At 65.3% G+C, this 16026-nt stretch carries 15 protein-coding genes; 6 read left to right on the top strand and 9 right to left on the bottom strand.

Translation table 11 applies throughout. The features are described from left to right. Position 1: 1 nt before the first annotated feature. Positions 2 to 2701: an aconitate hydratase AcnA gene (acnA, locus tag FOC84_RS15380; protein ID WP_254241977.1), complete on the bottom strand. Its 2700-nt coding sequence runs from the start codon at positions 2699 to 2701 to the stop codon at positions 2 to 4. A 298-nt stretch (positions 2702 to 2999) separates the two neighbouring features. On the opposite strand from acnA, the gene FOC84_RS15375 reads away from it, so the two are divergent. From FOC84_RS15375 to FOC84_RS15355, 5 genes are read left to right on the top strand one after another with little or no spacing between them, the layout of a single operon-like run. Further along, entirely contained in the window at positions 3000 to 3722 is a 723-nt protein-coding gene (locus FOC84_RS15375; RefSeq protein ID WP_173145166.1) for a GntR family transcriptional regulator, read from the top strand. Between the two features lie 22 nt (positions 3723 to 3744). Beyond that, on the top strand, positions 3745 to 4641 hold the full coding sequence (locus tag FOC84_RS15370) for an isocitrate lyase/PEP mutase family protein (protein ID WP_173145165.1): 897 nt from the start codon (positions 3745 to 3747) through the stop codon (positions 4639 to 4641). A 10-nt stretch (positions 4642 to 4651) separates the two neighbouring features. Continuing rightward, positions 4652 to 5371 (top strand): SDR family NAD(P)-dependent oxidoreductase, encoded by a 720-nt coding sequence (locus FOC84_RS15365; protein ID WP_173145164.1) that lies wholly within the window; start codon positions 4652 to 4654, stop codon positions 5369 to 5371. Further along, complete coding sequence (locus tag FOC84_RS15360; protein WP_173145163.1) at positions 5368 to 6141, top strand: SDR family NAD(P)-dependent oxidoreductase; 774 nt, start codon at positions 5368 to 5370, stop codon at positions 6139 to 6141. Before FOC84_RS15365 ends, FOC84_RS15360 begins: the two co-directional genes overlap by 4 nt. 56 nt (positions 6142 to 6197) lie before the next feature. Then, positions 6198 to 7217 (top strand): Bug family tripartite tricarboxylate transporter substrate binding protein, encoded by a 1020-nt coding sequence (locus FOC84_RS15355; protein ID WP_173145162.1) that lies wholly within the window; start codon positions 6198 to 6200, stop codon positions 7215 to 7217. 52 nt (positions 7218 to 7269) lie between these two features. On the opposite strand, the gene FOC84_RS15350 is transcribed toward FOC84_RS15355, so the two are convergent. The 3 genes from FOC84_RS15350 to FOC84_RS15340 form a co-directional block, all read right to left on the bottom strand. After that, complete coding sequence (locus FOC84_RS15350; protein WP_173145161.1) at positions 7270 to 9525, bottom strand: TonB-dependent receptor; 2256 nt, start codon at positions 9523 to 9525, stop codon at positions 7270 to 7272. Between the two features lie 324 nt (positions 9526 to 9849). After that, positions 9850 to 10296 (bottom strand): hypothetical protein, encoded by a 447-nt coding sequence (locus tag FOC84_RS15345; protein ID WP_173145160.1) that lies wholly within the window; start codon positions 10294 to 10296, stop codon positions 9850 to 9852. A gap of 50 nt (positions 10297 to 10346) precedes the next feature. Continuing rightward, positions 10347 to 10829, bottom strand: coding sequence for a hypothetical protein (locus FOC84_RS15340; protein ID WP_173145159.1), 483 nt, complete (start codon positions 10827 to 10829; stop codon positions 10347 to 10349). Positions 10830 to 11029: 200 nt separating this feature from the next. Here FOC84_RS15340 and FOC84_RS15335 point away from each other — a divergent pair, with 200 nt between their 5' ends. Next, complete coding sequence (locus FOC84_RS15335; protein ID WP_173145158.1) at positions 11030 to 11419, top strand: SecDF P1 head subdomain-containing protein; 390 nt, start codon at positions 11030 to 11032, stop codon at positions 11417 to 11419. A 6-nt stretch (positions 11420 to 11425) separates the two neighbouring features. Here FOC84_RS15335 and FOC84_RS15330 read toward each other — a convergent pair whose 3' ends face one another. From FOC84_RS15330 to FOC84_RS15310, 5 genes are all read right to left on the bottom strand, one after another. Then, positions 11426 to 13288: a sensor histidine kinase gene (locus FOC84_RS15330; RefSeq protein ID WP_254241976.1), complete on the bottom strand. Its 1863-nt coding sequence runs from the start codon at positions 13286 to 13288 to the stop codon at positions 11426 to 11428. Further along, positions 13285 to 13995, bottom strand: a complete 711-nt coding sequence (locus tag FOC84_RS15325) for a LuxR C-terminal-related transcriptional regulator (protein WP_173145156.1) — start codon at positions 13993 to 13995, stop codon at positions 13285 to 13287. Before FOC84_RS15325 ends, FOC84_RS15330 begins: the two co-directional genes overlap by 4 nt. 89 nt (positions 13996 to 14084) lie before the next feature. Then, positions 14085 to 14885: an EAL domain-containing protein gene (locus FOC84_RS15320; protein WP_173145155.1), complete on the bottom strand. Its 801-nt coding sequence runs from the start codon at positions 14883 to 14885 to the stop codon at positions 14085 to 14087. 80 nt (positions 14886 to 14965) lie between these two features. Continuing rightward, positions 14966 to 15364, bottom strand: a complete 399-nt coding sequence (locus tag FOC84_RS15315; protein ID WP_173145154.1) for an Hpt domain-containing protein — start codon at positions 15362 to 15364, stop codon at positions 14966 to 14968. Between the two features lie 25 nt (positions 15365 to 15389). Continuing rightward, a complete protein-coding gene (locus FOC84_RS15310) occupies positions 15390 to 16019 on the bottom strand; it encodes a response regulator transcription factor (protein ID WP_173145153.1) in 630 nt (209 codons plus the stop codon). Positions 16020 to 16026 lie beyond the last annotated feature (7 nt).

Here is a 16026-nt window from a genome sequence, read left to right as displayed (position 1 = left end):
ATCAGCAAGGGGCCGCGTGCGCGGCCGCCGTGTCGTTCAAGAAACCATTGAGGACGCTGGCGGGGATGCCGCCCTCCGCCATGAGTTTGCGTTCGGCGTGCGTGAGCACCTGCGCATGGACCTGGAAGACGATGCGGCGCTTGCCGTCCGCGGCGATGACGGTGACGGGCTCGCCCTCGAGCACTCCATTGGCGACGTTCTCGAACCGCAGGGCCTCCGCTCCGGTCAGGCCCAGCTGGCGCCAGCCCTCGCCCGGCGCAAAGGTCAGCGGCAGCACGCCCATGCCCACCAGATTGGCACGGTGGATGCGTTCGAAGGACTCCGCGATCACGGCGCGCACGCCCAGCAGCGCCGAGCCCTTGGCAGCCCAATCGCGGCTGCTGCCCATGCCGTAGTCCTTGCCTCCCAGGATCACGCTGGCCACGCCCTCGGCGCGGTAAGCCTCTGCCGCATCGACCACCGCCATGTCCTGGCCGTCGGGAAAATGGCGGGTCACGCCGCCCTCCACGCCCGGCACCAGGGAATTCTTGATGCGAATGTTGGCGAAGGTAGCGCGCGTCATCACATGATGGTTGCAGCGGCGCGCCACATAGGTATTGAAGTCGCGCGGCGCCACGCCTTTGGCGATCAGGTACGCGCCGGCCGGCGTATCCTCCGGAATCTCGCCGCTGGGCGAGATATGGTCGGTCGTCAGCGAATCGCCGAAGGCGGCCAGCACGCGGCCGCGCGCCAGGCTGGCTTCCAGATCGGCCAGCGCATCGCGGCCGGGCTCGGTCTTGAAAAATGGCGGCTCGACCAGGTATTGCGATTCGGGGTCCCAGGGAAAGCGCAGGCCCGAGGGCGCGGGCAGATCGTGCCAGATCGCGCTGTCCAGGTTCGCCGGGTCATACACCTCGGCGAACAAGGCGGGATCCGCGGCCAGCGGCAACAAGGCCGCTATCTCTTCCTGGCTGGGCCAGACATCGCGCAGATAGACGGGCGCGCCATCGGCGCCCGGCCCCAGCGGCTCGCGCTCGAAGTCCAGGTCCATCCTGCCGGCCAGCGCGTACAGCACCACCATTGCGGGAGAGCCGATATAGTTGGCGCGCAGCAGCTTGTGGATGCGCCCTTCGAAATTGCGGTTGCCGGACAGCACCGCCGCGGCCACCAGGCCGCCCTCGGTGATGGCATCGGCCGCCGCCGTATCCAGGGGGCCTGACTTGCCGCCGCAAGTCGTGCAGCCGTAGCCGATCACGTGAAAGCCCTGCGCCTGCAAGGCCTGCAGGAGACCGGCGGATTCCAGATAGCGCGTCACCGCGCGCGAACCAGGCGCCAGCGAGCGCTTGACCCAGGCCGGCGGCCTCAGACCCAGTGCCAGCGCCTTTTCCGCGACCAGGCCGGCGGCCAGCATCACGCCGGGATTGGACGTATTGGTGCAGGAAGTGATGGCCGCCAACGCCACGGAACCGTGGCCCAGAGCGGCGCGGCTCGGCGGATGCGCGGCCAGGGCGGCGGCGTCCATGCCGAATCCGCCTTCGGCCAGCGGCTGGCCCAGGCGGCGGCGGAAATCCGCCGCGACTTCGCCCACGTCCATGCGGTCCTGCGGTCGGCGCGGACCCGCCACGCTGGGACTTGCCGCGGACAGGTCGATCTCTATCACGCGACTATAGGTGGGCGCCGCCTCGTCGGCATCGCGCCACAGGCTGTTGGCGCGCGCATAGGCTTCGATCAGCGCCAGTTGCTCGTCGCCGCGCCCGGTCAGGCGGGCATAGTCCAGCGTGCGGCCATCGATTGGGAAGAAGCCGCAGGTGGCGCCGTACTCGGGCGCCATGTTGGCGATGGTGGCGCGCTCCGGCACGCTGAGCGCTGGCACGGCGGGTCCGAAGAACTCGACCATGCAGCCCACCACGCCCGCCGCGCGCAACTGCTGCGTGATCAGCAGGGCGGCGTCGGTGGTCAGCGCCGGCGCCTTGATGGCGCCACGCAGCCGCACCCCCACGACCTCGGGAATCGGGAATGTATAGGCATGGCCCAGCAGGGCCGCCTCGGCGTCGATGCCGCCCACGCCCCAGCCCAGCACGCCCAGGGCATTGACCATGGGGGTATGGGAGTCGCCGCCGATGACGAAATCGGGATAGGCCCAGTCGCCATCCGACCGGGACTGGCGCGCGACCACCGGCGCCAGGTACTCCAGGTTGACCTGATGGATGATGCCGATGCCCGGTGTGATGACACGCAGTCCCTTATAGGCCTGTTGCGCCCATTTCAGAAACCGGTAGCGTTCTTCGTTGCGCTCGAATTCGCGGCGCAGGTTGCGCTGCACCGCGCCCTCGTCGCCCCAATGGTCGACCTGCAGAGAATGGTCCACGATCAGGTCCACGGGAATCCGGGTGTCCACCCGCGCCGCGTCCCCGCCCGCCTGGGCCACCGCGTCGCGCAATGCCGCCAGGTCCTGCAGCACCGGCAGGCCGCTGGAATCCGGAAGGATCACCCGCGCCACATACAGCGGCAGATCGGCGCCGGGGTGCGCGCGCCAATCCCAGAGCCTGCCGATCTCCTCTTCGGACACGGCCGCGCCCCAGGCGCGATGACGCAGCAGGTTCTCCAGCAACACGCGGATGACATAGGGATATGCGTGGATGTCGCGCCCTGCCGCAAGGGCGGCGGCGGACAGGTCCGCGTAGCGCAGCATCCTGCCGCAACAGGGGAAAGACTGGATCATGGCAGCGGTAATCGGGAGAATCTCAACTTGGATCATCTTACGGCTTACGAAATAATAGTGTCAACACTATTGCTTGAATCCATCCGAATTGTGAATTTGGAAAATACAGTTTCGAGACGAGCCAACGAAAGTGTAGATAGGTTGCCGAACCTCTTTTGTCTAGGGATAACCCTGAAATTATCCGATAAAATAGGCGAATTACCCATAGCGCTGCTCGCAATCCAGCACTGCGTACACAACAAAGACAACTCCAAAAGAGTTGACACTTTTTAAATTCCTTTGATAGGCTGTCAACACTATGAACACCGCCACGATCTCCATCGCCACCAAGGAAGACGCCTCCGGCCCGCTGGCCGACGTGGTGTTCGACCAGGTGCTGGACGCGATCTACCAGGGCCGGCTGGCCCCGGGCAGCGTCATCAATGAAGTCGCGCTGGCGCAAGAATTCGGCGTCAGCCGTGGTCCGGTTCGGGAGGCCGTGCGCCGCCTGCAGGGGATCCAGCTGATCACGCGCGAGCCCTACATCAAGGCGCGCGTAGTGACGCTGTCGGCAGAATCCGCGCTGGAACTGTTCCAGATGCGCATGGCGCTGGAAGGCGTGGCCTGCAACCTGGCCACCCGCCGCATGAGCGACGACGAAATCGCGCAATTGCTGGCCGAGCTGGAACAGGACCGCCAGCGCCGCCTGGAAGCGGCCAATGGCGGCGCGTCCGCGCCGCGGGTCTTCGACTTCCATGAGCGCATCGTGCGGGCCAGCGGCAACAACCGCATCATCAATGCCCTTTGCGGCGACCTCTATCACTTGCTGCGCGTCTACCGCCGGCATTCCGGCACCGTGCTGGAGCGCAAGGACGACGCCTACGCCGAACACTGGCAGATCCTGCGCGCGATCCGCTCGCGCGACGCCGAGCTGGCGGAATCGCTCATGCGCTCGCACATCGAACGCGCGGCGAAACACCTTTTTGAACATCTGGCCGAAGGGGCGTCCGGCATCGCCGGGCACCCCGTCTCGGCTGCCTGACATCCTTTTGGAGCAGTACGACATGAACAACCCGCGCCACCAGTTCCGGCAATTGCTGAAGAACGAACCCTTCATCGTCTCCCCCGGTGTATACGATGGATACAGCATCCGCCTGGTCGAGGCCGCGGGATTCAAGACCGCTTGCACCAGCGGCGCCGCCGTGTCGAATGCGCTGCTGGGCATCGCCGACATCGGCGTGATGGGCCTGTCGGAAAACGTCACCCATTGCCGTCACCTGGCGCGTTCCGTCTCCATTCCCCTCACGGCTGACGCCGACACCGGCTACGGCAACCCGGTGAACGTCTTTCACACGGTGCAGATGTTCGAGGAAGCCGGCGTCGCCGGCATCAACCTCGAAGACCAGGTCAGCCCCAAGCGTTGCGGCCACATGCCCGGCAAGGATGTGGTGAGCGAGGCGGAAATGGTCAAGAAAATCGAGGCGGCCTGCCTGGCGCGGCGCGACGATGACTTCGTCATCATCGCCCGTACCGACTCCCTGGCGATAGAAGGCATCGAAGGTGCGGTCAAGCGAGCCCGCGCCTATGCCAAGGCCGGCGCCGACATGCTGTTCCCCGACGCCGTGCGCACCGAGGACGACATCAAGCGCCTGGTCGACGCCGCCGGCATCCCGGTCAGCATCAACATGGGATTCGGCATCCGCAACCGTCCCACCACGCCGCTGATTCCGCTGCCCCGACTGAAGGAAATCGGCGTCAAGCGCATCAGCCTGCCGCGCATGCTGCCCGCTGCCGCCATCTACGGCATGCGCCAGGCCTTGCAAGTCATGCAGGGCGTGATTGCCAGCGGTGAACCGGCGGACCGCCCCGACCTGCTGGTCGGCATCGAAGACATCATGCAGCTGATGGGCTACGAGCAGATGCGCGCCATGGAAAAGCGCCTGACGACGCTGGCCGACTGAGTACCTCGCCATGACTGAGCGGAATGCGCAGGCGCATTGCGTCCTGACGGGCTCATCGTCCGGCATCGGCCTGGCGCTGGCCGAGCTGCTGCTGGCGTCGGGCTGGCGGGTGACGGGCGTGGACATCGCGCCTGCCGCCATCCCGGCCCATGGGCAGTATCGCCATCTGCGTTGCGATCTGGCCGACCCCGCCGCCTTGCGTGGCCTGTGCGCCCTGCTGGACGACTGCGCCCCGACCGCCCTGGCGCATTGCGCCGGCGTGGTGCGCACCGGCGGCGCGCTGGATACGCGGCCAGACGACACGGAATTGCTGTGGCAACTGCACGGGGTCGCGCCGATGGCGCTGGTCCGCGCGCTGGCGCCGCAACTGCCGGACCGCCGCGGCCGCATCGCGCTGGTGTCCAGCCGCGCCGTGCTGGGGCGCGCCCACCGCCTGGCCTACGCCGCGACGAAGTCCGCGCAGATTGGCCTGGCGCGCAGCCTGGCGGCCGAACTCATCGTCCGCGGCATTACCGTCAACGTGGTCGCGCCCGGCGCGGTCGACACCCCGATGCTGCACGACCCAAAGCGCGGCGCCGCGCCGCGCGTCGACCTGCCGCTGGGGCGCCTGATCGAAGCGCGTGAAGTCGCCGCGGCCATCGCCTTCTTCCTGGGCGAGCAGGCTGGCGCCATCACCGGACAGACGCTCTATGTCTGCGGCGGCGCCTCGCTGGGAGCGATGCCGCTATGACGACGACAGGCATACCCGCACTGAGCGGCAAGACGGTAATCGTGACCGGCGCGGCCGGCGGACTGGGTCAGGCGATTGCAGCCCACTGCCTGCTTGCCGGCGCCCGCGTGGCCCTGCTCGACCGGGATCCAGAACTGCTCGCCCAATGCCGCCGGACACTGGACGCGCCGGATGCCCTCGTGCTGGCGCGCGCCTGCGACGTGACCGACGCGGACGCCACCCGCGAAGCCGTCGAACAAACAGCCGCGCGCTGGGGCGCCATCCACGCCCTGGTGAACAACGCCGCCACCGTCACACCGGGCAACAAGGTCGCGGACTTGACGCTGGAACAATGGCGGCAGGCGCTGGACGTGAACCTGACCGGCGCATGGCTGATGAGCAAGCACGCCATCCCTCACATGGCGCGGACCGGCGGCGGCGTGGTGCTGAACATCGCATCGCAGCTGGGCAGCGTCGCCGCGCCAGGCCGCGGCGCCTATGGCGCCAGCAAGGCCGGCCTGATCGCGCTGGCGCGCGCCATCGCGGTGGACCATGGGGCCGACGGCATCCGCGGCCTGAGCCTTTCTCCGGGCGCGGTGCTCACCAGCAGGCTGGTCGCACGCTATGGCAGCGCGCAAGCTGCCAGCGCCGCGCTGTCGGCCAAGTATCCAGCCGGACGCCTCGGCACCACCGGCGAAATCGCGCAAACGGCAGTTTTCCTGATGAGCGATGCCGCATCGTTCATCACGGGCGCGGACATACGCGCGGACGGCGGATACACCGCGCTGTAGCGCAGCCGCCGCCAACTTCACGCAAGGCTTACATCACACTACAAGGGGCTTGAATCATGAAGTACTCGACTATCTCCGCAACTCACTCGCGGCCAACCACCCGCCGCACCATGCTGGCACTGCTCGCCGGCGCCATCGGGCTGGCCGCCGCTCCCGCCTTCGCGCAGGGCACGGACAATTTCCCCACGCGCGCAGTCACCATCGTCGTGCCCTTCCCGGCCGGCGGCGCCACCGACATCACCGCGCGCCTGGTGGCGGAAGGACTCTCCAAGAAGTGGGGGCAACCGGTCGTGGTGGAAAACAAACCCGGCGCGGGCGGCAACGTCGGTTCGGAGTATGTGGCACGCGCCGCGCCCGACGGCTACACCCTGGTGCTGGGCGTGACCGGCTCGCACGGCATCAACACCTCGCTCTACAAGAACATGCGCTATGACCCGGTCAAGGATTTCGAGGCCATCACGCAAGCCACGCTGTATCCCAACGCCATCATCGTCAACAACGACGTGCCGGCCAACAATCTGCAGGAACTCATCGCCCTGCTGAAGAAGCCCGACGCGCACTACTCCTACGGCTCGGACGGCAACGGCACGGCGTCGCACCTGGGCATGGAACTGATCAAGAACCGGGGCAAGTTCGAGATCTCGCACATTCCTTACCGTGGCAGCTCGCCGATGGTGACCGACCTGCTGGGCGGCCAGATCCAGGTGGGTATTACCGGCCTGCCCGCCGTGCAGGCTTATGCCAAGAGCGGAAAATTGAAGATCGTGGCCCTGACCACGGGCGAACGCTTCGCCAGCGCGCCCGACTATCCCACGGTGGCCGAACAAGGTTTCGCGGGCTATGCCGCGCCGCCCTGGTCAGGTTTCTTCGCACCCAAGGGAACGCCCAAGCCGCTGGTGGAGAAAATCTCGGCGGACATGCGCGAAGTCATGGCCGATCCGAAGACCAAGGAGAAGATCGTCGCTTCCGGCAGCGAGTTCACGCCGTCCACGCCGGAACAGTTCCAGGCCTTCGTGCAGCAGGAAATCGCGAAGTGGGCCGAAGCCGTCAAGATCTCCGGCGCGCGCATCGACTGACGCGTGAATCCGGAGCGCCAGCCCCGCAAGAGCGAGGCTGGCGCGATCCGCGTCAGTTGTACCGGAACGTGGCGGTCAGCATCGCCGAACGGCCCGGCGCCACGTAGCTGAACAAGCCCACGTGCGAAGCCTCGTAGATGGTCTCGTCGGTCAGGTTGTTCAGGTTCAGTTGCAGGCCGAAGTTCTTGTTGAACTGATAGGCAGCCATCGCGTCGTAGCGCCAGTAGGAAGGCAGCTGGTAGATATTGGCGTCATCCACATAGCGCTTGCCCGTGTAGGTGGCGCCGGCGCCCACCGTCAGTTCGGGCAGGAACTTGTAGGTCGTCCACAGGCTCGCGCTCTGGCGGGCGATGAACTTCATCTGATTGCCGCTGTAGTCGGTGCCGCCGCTCTGGTAGCTGGTGACCTTCGGGTCCATGTAGCTGTAGCCGCCCCAGACCTGCCACTTGGGCGTGATCGAACCGGCCACTCCCAGCTCGATGCCGCGCACGCGGTTGCTGCCGGCCAGCGTCACGTCGCCGGTGATGGGATCGGAGCTGCGCGCGTCGGTCTTGCGGGTTTCGAACACCGCCGCCGTCAGCGACAGGCGTTCGTCGAACACGTCCCACTTGGTGCCCAGCTCGATGCTGCGGCTCTTCTCGGGCGCCAAGGCCGCGGTGCCCGCGGTCAGGCGGCCGCCTGCCGCGCCGTCCGCGCCGCCAGACTGGCCCGCCGTTTCGCCGGACGGGTTGGACGAGGTGCCGTAGGACACGTAGATGCTGCCGTTGGGCGCGGGCTTGTAGACCAGGCCCAGCTGGTAGTTCCACATATTGTCGGTGCGCTCGACGTTGCCGCTGGTCACGCGGTAGTTGTCGTAGCGCAGGCCGGCGTTGGCTTCCCATTGCTCGCTGAACTTGACCGTGTCGAACACGTAGGCCGCGCGCGTGATGGTCTTGGCGGCGTCGTAGCGCGGGCCCCAGCTCAGGCTGCCGGTATAGGGCTGCCGGGGATTCGGGTTGTACAGGTCATCCACCAGGGTCTTGTCGAAGCCGCCCGACGGCACGCCGTCGCGCTTGCTGATCGTCTCGGTGCTGAACTCCAGGCCGGCCACGTAGCTGTGGCGCAGCCCGCCGGCGGTGAATTCGCCGAACATGTCGGTCTGGTTGATGAAGGACCGGTTGGTCTGGTTCAGGCTGCGCAGCGCCTTGCTCATCTTCACGCCTTCCGCCTCGTTCGAGCACGGCGCCACGCCATAGGCGGGATTGGGCCTGCCGCCCACGCGCGCCGCGCAATTGTCGAAGGAAGGGCGCGTCATCACGTATTCGTTGGTGGACTCGTTATAGCGCGTGCCGTTGCGCAGCTTCAGCTTGTCGCTGAACTTGTGCTCGACCATCAGGGTGGTCATGTCGGCCTGGTTCTTGCGGTAGTCGCGGCCGATCAGGCCATAGTAGTTGTCGCGGTCCACCTTGGGCGGCGTGACGCGGCCAGGGCGCGATTCGTTCTTGAACGGAATACCCAGGTCGGGCGTGTCGTCGTTCTGCAGGTGGTAGTAGCTGAGCGTGACTTGCGTGGGCGTGCCCAGGCCCCAGGAGAACGAGGGCGCCACGCCCCAGCGGTCGGTCTCGACGTGGTCGCGGCCCGGGATGTCGCCGCCCTGCTTCATGAAGTTCAGGCGGAATGCCGAGCTTTCGCCCAGTGCCCAGTTGCCGTCGCCGGTCAGGCGCCAGTTGTCGTCGGTGCCCACGCCGACCGTGCCTTCCGCGAAGTTCTCCAGCTTGGGGCTCTTGCTGACCAGGTTGATGCTGCCGCCGGTCGACCCGCGGCCGGAATACGCGGAACTCGGCCCCTTCAGGATCTCGACCGACTCCAGGTTGAAGGTCTCGTGCGAGAAGCGGCCCAGGTCGCGCATGCCGTCGACCATCATGTCGGTGCTGGCCTCGTAGCCGCGCACGAAAGGCCGGTCGCCAGTGGGCGTGCCACCCTCGCCAGCGCCAAAGGTGATGCCCGGCGCGGTACGCAGCACGTCCATCAGCGAGGTGGCCGCGCGGTCGCGCATCAGCTGTTCGGTAATCACCGTGACCGAACGCGGCGTGTCCAGCAAGGGGGCCGTCATCTTGGGGGAGGAGGCGATGTTGGCTTCGTAGCCATCGCTGACCGCCTGCCCCTGCACGCGCACGGGTGACAGTTCGTGCACGGCGCCTGGCGCCACGCTGCCTTGGGCCAGGGCCAGGCCCGGCGACATCAGCGCGCCGCACACCGCTGCATAAATGGAGGCCGAAGTATTCCCACCGGCCTTGGCATGGGCCGTCGATGTATCTGCTTTGTTCATTGGACTCTGTCGGAAACCGCCCCGCGGCGGCTGCGCTATCAGCGCGGTCTGGTTTTTTTAAGAGTGCCAATGATATTCATTCCTATTTTTACATTCAAAAAATAGTCAGTTTTTATTCAGAAAACTGTCAATTTTGTGAAATTCGATAGGAAAAACAGGCCTAAGTGCGGCGCAATAACAACAACTTGAGTGCACCAATCTGCTCGCAGCATGCAGGCTTCAGTCGGTATCCGCATGCTTTATGCATTGAAAAAGCCCCTTTTTTCAGATGCCGAATCATCTGAAAAAAGGGGCCGGATTAGGCGGCGCCCAGCCTCGCCAGCCTTACAGCGAGTATCGATACGCGCAGTTCAAGGTGGCCTTCAACGGGGTATTGCCCTGCACTCCCGATACGCTGGACGGGCGTGGAGCCAACAGCTTGGCCTGGAACTTGCCGGCGTCGTCGCCGTTGTCTTGCCGCTTCACCGTCATGCTGGACGGCATGGCGTACAGCGTAAGCGGCTGGTCCTGGGCCGCCACCACCAGCGTGAATACGGACTGCGGAAAGTCCGCCACCAGGAAACTCTGGTTCGCATTCGAGTCGAACGTCAGGCTGCCGTCCGCGTAGCTCAGCTTCAGCTGCATTTCCTCGGACGATGGTGATGGGATCGCGCCTGCCAGTTTGACCTTGCCGCTTTCGGATACGCAGTTCAGTTCGGCGGGCGCCGATCCCGCATGGGCAACGCCGCTCAACAACAAGCAGGCCGCAAACCAAATTTCTCGCACCGCCATGGGACTCTCCTTCGTGGAACCCGGTCTTGATCCGGGATCATTACGCAATATCAGTGTGCGCTTTCGTCCGCCGGCTTCAGCACGCCGGCTTCCCTCAGCACCTCGGCGGCGCTATGGCGGATCGCCGACAGGCAACGCGCGACGATGCCGCGCAGCAAGGCTTCCGAGGGCAACGCGTCCGGCGCGGCCACAAAGCTCTCGATCGCGGCCGAGACGCGGTTCGTGACCGGGTCTCCACTGCCCTGCGTGATGTACAGCTTCACCGCCTTGCAGCGGTTGTTGACCGTATTGATGATCTCCAGCAGCTCGGCGCGGCCCAGGCCTATATCGGCCGCATCGACGAAGGACGGATAGACCAGGCGCAGGAACTCGGGATCGTCGGCGCTCAGGCTGAAATACAGGGTGCCCAGCTCGGGATGGCGGAACAGGACATCGCCCTCTTCATCGATCCGGGCAACCAGGCCCAGTTCTTCCTGAACCACATGTTGGTAGAGCGCGGCAAGGGGCGTGGCGCCGGGGGTGATGTTCGACATGTTTCGACTCTCTTTGAATGGATTGCGACGGCCGTTGCCGCGCTGAACTTCGCGCCGCGAAGCATAGCGCTCATTGCGAACGCGCGCTTGCCCCAATTGCCTCGGCCTCGCATCGCGCCACGCGGCATACGCTAGGATGTAGGAACCGCCCGAGCCCTCGGATGGGCTCGGGCCAGGATGTCCATCAGAAGGAGCCTGCCATGCCATCAATGAGACAACTCGCCCGCGCGGCCGCGCTTGCCGCCTTGCTGCCCTGCGCGGCCTATGCCGAAACCGTCGTGCTGCAGGTGGCGCGGGCCACCGCCGGGGCCGACCCGCAGACCTCAGCCAGGACAGTGGATGTCGAGCTGAAACCGGAAAGCCGCCAGGCCCTGGCCGACTTCACGCGCGACCGCGTGGGCAAGCGCATCCAGCTGCGTTCGGGCGGCGTGCTGTTGTCCTCCGCCACACTGCGGAGCCCGCTGGAAGGCGACAGCTTCCGCATCACCGCGGGCGAACATGGCTTTGCCGGCAAGTCCGCCGAAGAGATCGCCCAGAGCATCATGAAAAGCGGCGGGCTGACGGTGGACGACGAAAACACCACCCAATAGCGGGCCTCAAGCCTGAGGCGCGCGCAGCTCCAGCGTGGCCGTCAGCACGGTCTGCCCCGGCCGCGAGGCCACGTCCAGCGCGCCCCCTACCCTGGCGATGCGGGTATGCATGCTGCGCATGCCCACGCTGATGCCCGCGCGCAGCACCGCGGCCACGTCAAAGCCAGCGCCGTCATCCTCGATGCGCAGCTCCAGGCGGTCGGATTCAGACTGCCGCAGCACCAGCTCCACGCGCCGGGCGCGGCTGTGCTTGAGCACATTCACCAGCGATTCCTCCACCAGCCGCGTCAGCGCCATGCATTGCAAGGCGCTGGGCGGCGTACGCCACAACTCGGGAACCCGCCAGCTGGCGCTGATGTCCAGCTCGTCGAACAGCTGCATGAAGCGGTGGCGCAAGGGAGCGATCCATTCCCGCGGCGTGGCCGGCACCTTTACGCCCGCGCTGGAGCCGCTGTCTATGGTCTGGCGCAGGTCATCGCGCAGCAGCTTGAGCATCGACAGGAACTGCTGGCTCTGCAAGGGTTCGCTGGCCTGCTCCACCATGGCCATCATGCGCACCAGGGAGCCGCCCAGCCCGTCGTGCAGATCGTGCGCGATCTGCAGCCTGTCCTGCAGCCGGGCGTTCGTCAGCGCCAGTCCATGTTCGCGCTCCAGCGTCGTGGCAAGTTCGGTGCGCGCCTGCTCGATGCCGTCGGCCAGCTCCTGGTTGAAACGCTCGATGCGGCGCACACTGCGCGCATGGCGCAGCCCCAGCACGGCGGACATGCACAGCGTGACCACGACGCTGGTGAACGGCGTATAGGCACTCTGGCTGTCGATGAGCTTCAACACCCGCAGCAGGTCATGGACGCTGGCGGCAAGAAAGATCAGCAGGCACACCGCCAGCATGCCGTGCTCCGGCCGGCGGGTCCGCCACGCATGCACCTGGAACTGCAGGCAATTGGCGAAGAAAATCGCCGACACAATCAGCACGACCGTCAATTGCACCTCGGCCAGATACGCCTGCGGCGTGAAGGCTTCGATCCCCAGCAATACGGCGGCCAGCGTCCACAGCGCCTTTTCGATGCGCGGCAATGACTGCCCGCCGAAGCGCCACGTAAAGATGCAAAAGCACGCCACGTACAACACCAGGACCATGATGTTGGCCCGGGCCAGCATCACGCTGTTCGGGAACGGCCAGGGACTGGTCATCAGCACATTGGCGATGAACAGCACCCAGAACAAGGCCATGAGCGCGTACCAGCCATAGGTGCGTTGCTCGCGGCGCATGAGCCAGATGCAGAAGCACAGCCCGCCCATGACGGCCGAAACGATCAGGTTGAGCGTGAACAGGGTGCGATTGCGCCACCACAGGTCTTCGTACTGTTGCAATACCGGCGATTGCCCGCCCAGATGGACCGGCCCCAGGCCCGGCGACTGCCCCGCCACGCCGACCACCCGGATCCACAGCGTGTTTTCGCCCGGACGCACCAGCGCGTCGGGAATCAGCCAGTAGCGCGGCATGTTCCAGCTGCGCGAAAGCGGCTCGGTCAGTTGCAGATCGCTCCAGATGCGTTCGTCATTGATGTAGACCTCGCCCGCCATGATGATGGATTCCAGCGCCAACGCCACCTGCCCGGAACCCCCGGCGGCGCAATCGCGCCGCCAGCCGATCCGGTACCAGGCGGTGCCGCTGTATTCCGGCCAGCGGGCGCTCCAGTCATCGGGCAGCTTGACCGTCTGCCATTGCGCCGACTCGGGCCGCGCGCCGTCGTCGCCGCCCCGGGCGGCCTGGATGGAAAGCACCTGCGCGGTACAGGCGGCAGCGGGCTCCTGGGCCCATGCCGGCGCCAGCCACAGCGCCAGCCACAGGACGGCCAGCCACTTCAATCGAGCAAGCCGCGCGTGCGCGCCGCGTGTATAGCCCGGGTCCGCGAAGAAACGGCGAGCTTGCGGTAGATGTGCTTGACGTGGCATTCGACGGTGTAGCGCGACAGGTGCAGTTCCTCGGCGATCTCGCGGTTGCCCAGCCCCTCGGAGACCAGGCGCAGGATCTGGCTTTCGCGCGGGCTCAGGGTTTCGCCCGGTTCAGCGGACTCGCCCGGATCGTCTGCCGCCGCGCCAGACGGCTCGACTCGCCTGGGACGCAGCTCCTCGATGATGCGACGGGCCACGAAGGGATCGATTGGCGCCCCGCCCCGCAGCACGCTGCGTATGGACAAGGACACCTCCAGGTCGTCACGCTCCTTGAGCACATAGCCCGTGGCGCCCGCGCGCAAGGCGGCGAGAATCGCGTCCTCGGTGCTCCAGGCCGAAATCACCAGGATCGCCAGGCTGGGATCTTCCGCATGCATCTCGGCGATCAGATCCGTGCCGTTGCCATCGGGCAAGCCCAGATCGACCAGCGCCAGCGCGAACGGCTGGTTGGCAAGCCGCTCGCGCGCCTGCGCCAGCGTGGCGGCGAACACCAGCGCCTCTGGCGCATACCCGAGTTGCAGCAGCAGGCCCTCCAGCCTGCGGCAGATCAGGGGTTCGTCCTCCACCAGCAGCACCGGGGCAGGCAGGGTCGACTCGGAAGCAAGCATGTAGGTGGTCATCGGATGAGAGCGGGCGGAATTGCCCAGCCTGAACTATGTCTCAGCCGGGCGTAACCGCATATCCCTGGAAGTTGGTATTTTCACAGGAATCAGGTCTTGGCGCGCCTGCCATGCTCATTTTCGAGAAACTCGGAAAGCACGATGGGCGGGGACAGCACATAGCCCTGCCCATGGCTACACCCCATGGATTGAAGCAAAGCGATGTCCGGCGCGCTTTCGATGCCTTCGGCAATCACCCGCAGGCCGAGCCGCTCCCCCAGCAGCACCGACAGGCGCGTGATTTCCCTGGCTTTCCTGTCGCGGCGGATGCGGCGCACGAAACGCCCGTCGATCTTCAGCTCGGAGATGGGTAGCGCGTTCAAGAGCTGCAAGGAGGCGTAGCCGGTTCCAAAGTCGTCCATGCTGACCTGGCAGCCGGCACTCGCGAATTTCTTCAGTGACTTGCGCAGCGGCGTGAGACAGGTGACGGGCTGGTCTTCGGTCAACTCGATCCGAAACCGCGTCAAGGGGATGTTCGCCGCGCCAGCATGACGAGCCAGGACATCCACCGCCTCATGGCTGGACAAGGTCGAGGCCGAGGCGTTGATCGCCAGCGGCACGTCGATCCCCTGTTGGCGCAGCGCCTGCGAGGCAGCGACGGCCAGGCGGCAGATCTGTTCGAAAAATAACAGATCCACGCCGAGACGATGAACGGCAGGCACGAATTCAGCCGGCCCGATATCGCCCCTGGTCGGATGCTTCCAACGGGCCAGGCATTCCGCCGCGACCATTTCGCCGTTCAGCAGATTGAACTGCGGCTGCAGCACGACGCTCAAGCCGTTTCCGCGCTGTGCCATCAACATGACTTCCTGGTCGCCAAGTTGCTGGCTTTGCGCTGCTGCGCGTTTCATACTTCATTCCTGGTTGGCTGGGGACGAAATTCGGATTCCATCACTCTAAGGCGCTTTGGGAACGAAAAATGTAGGACGATTCAGAATGTGCGGTTCACGCGCTCCAGGACTACGCTCAAGTTTTCGACTACCTGCACATAATCGGCCAACAGCTCCGCTCGCGTCTGGCCGGCCTCTCTGGCAAGCATCTCTTCAACCTGCACGCAAAGTCCGACCAAAGCGCCACAGCCCAGCAATTGCGCGGTATTCAGGATTCTGTGCGCATATCGCCTGACCTCCGTCCACCGCTCCTGCTTGATCGCCAGCAACAACGCGCTAACGTCCTCCCTGTGGTTGAGGTGCAGGCTGAGAGCAAGCTCCGCGGCGATATCCAGGTCGTTGCCGACCTTGGCAAGCAACTCGCCACGCAACGCCGCCACTGCCTGCGCCTGCGAGGCTTCCTGCACGGGATAAAGGGCCGGAGCCGCTGGGTTCTTCACGCGGGGATACGCCGTATCAAGTTTTTCACATCGCTATTTTCGATTTTCTGGCGAAATCGACCAATTCAACCAGCGAGCCGATCTGCAATTTGTTCATTATCCTGGTCTTGTGCGTACTGACAGTTTTATTGCTGATGAACAACGCGTCGCCGATTTCCTTGTTGCTCAACCCTTGGGCCAGCATCTGGGTAACGACCATTTCCTTGTTCGAAAGCAGGTCGAGCTTCTTCTGATAGGCGTCCACCACATCCGCGAGGCTGGCCGTCTTGGCAGAATTCGGGAACACGCTATAGCCCGCCAGCACGGATTCGATGCAGCGGACCAGTTCCTTGATTTCCAGACGCTTGCTGGCGTAGCCGCAGGCGCCGAGTTCGGCCACCCGCGGCGCAAAGACCGAAGGGTCATGCGCCGACACCACCAGTATCCGTAAGTCCGGATTGACGGCGAGGATTCTGGAAATGGCCTCGAGGCCGCCCATTTTGGGCATATCCAGATCAAGCACGATCAAATCCGGACGCTCGCTCTTGGCCAGCGCCAGCGTGTCGACCCCATTATCCGCCTCGAGGATCCGGCTGGCGCTGGGCAATAGTGCAATCTGCGTTCGCAAGACCAGACGAAACGCTGGATGATCATCAACAATCAAGACCGTTGACATGGTCGTC

Origin of the sequence: Achromobacter pestifer (assembly GCF_013267355.1) — a bacterium.
Lineage (GTDB): Bacteria > Pseudomonadota > Gammaproteobacteria > Burkholderiales > Burkholderiaceae_B > Achromobacter > Achromobacter pestifer_A.
The sequence above is the reverse complement of the archived record's forward strand: the minus strand, read 5'-3'. Positions and strand labels throughout refer to the sequence as shown.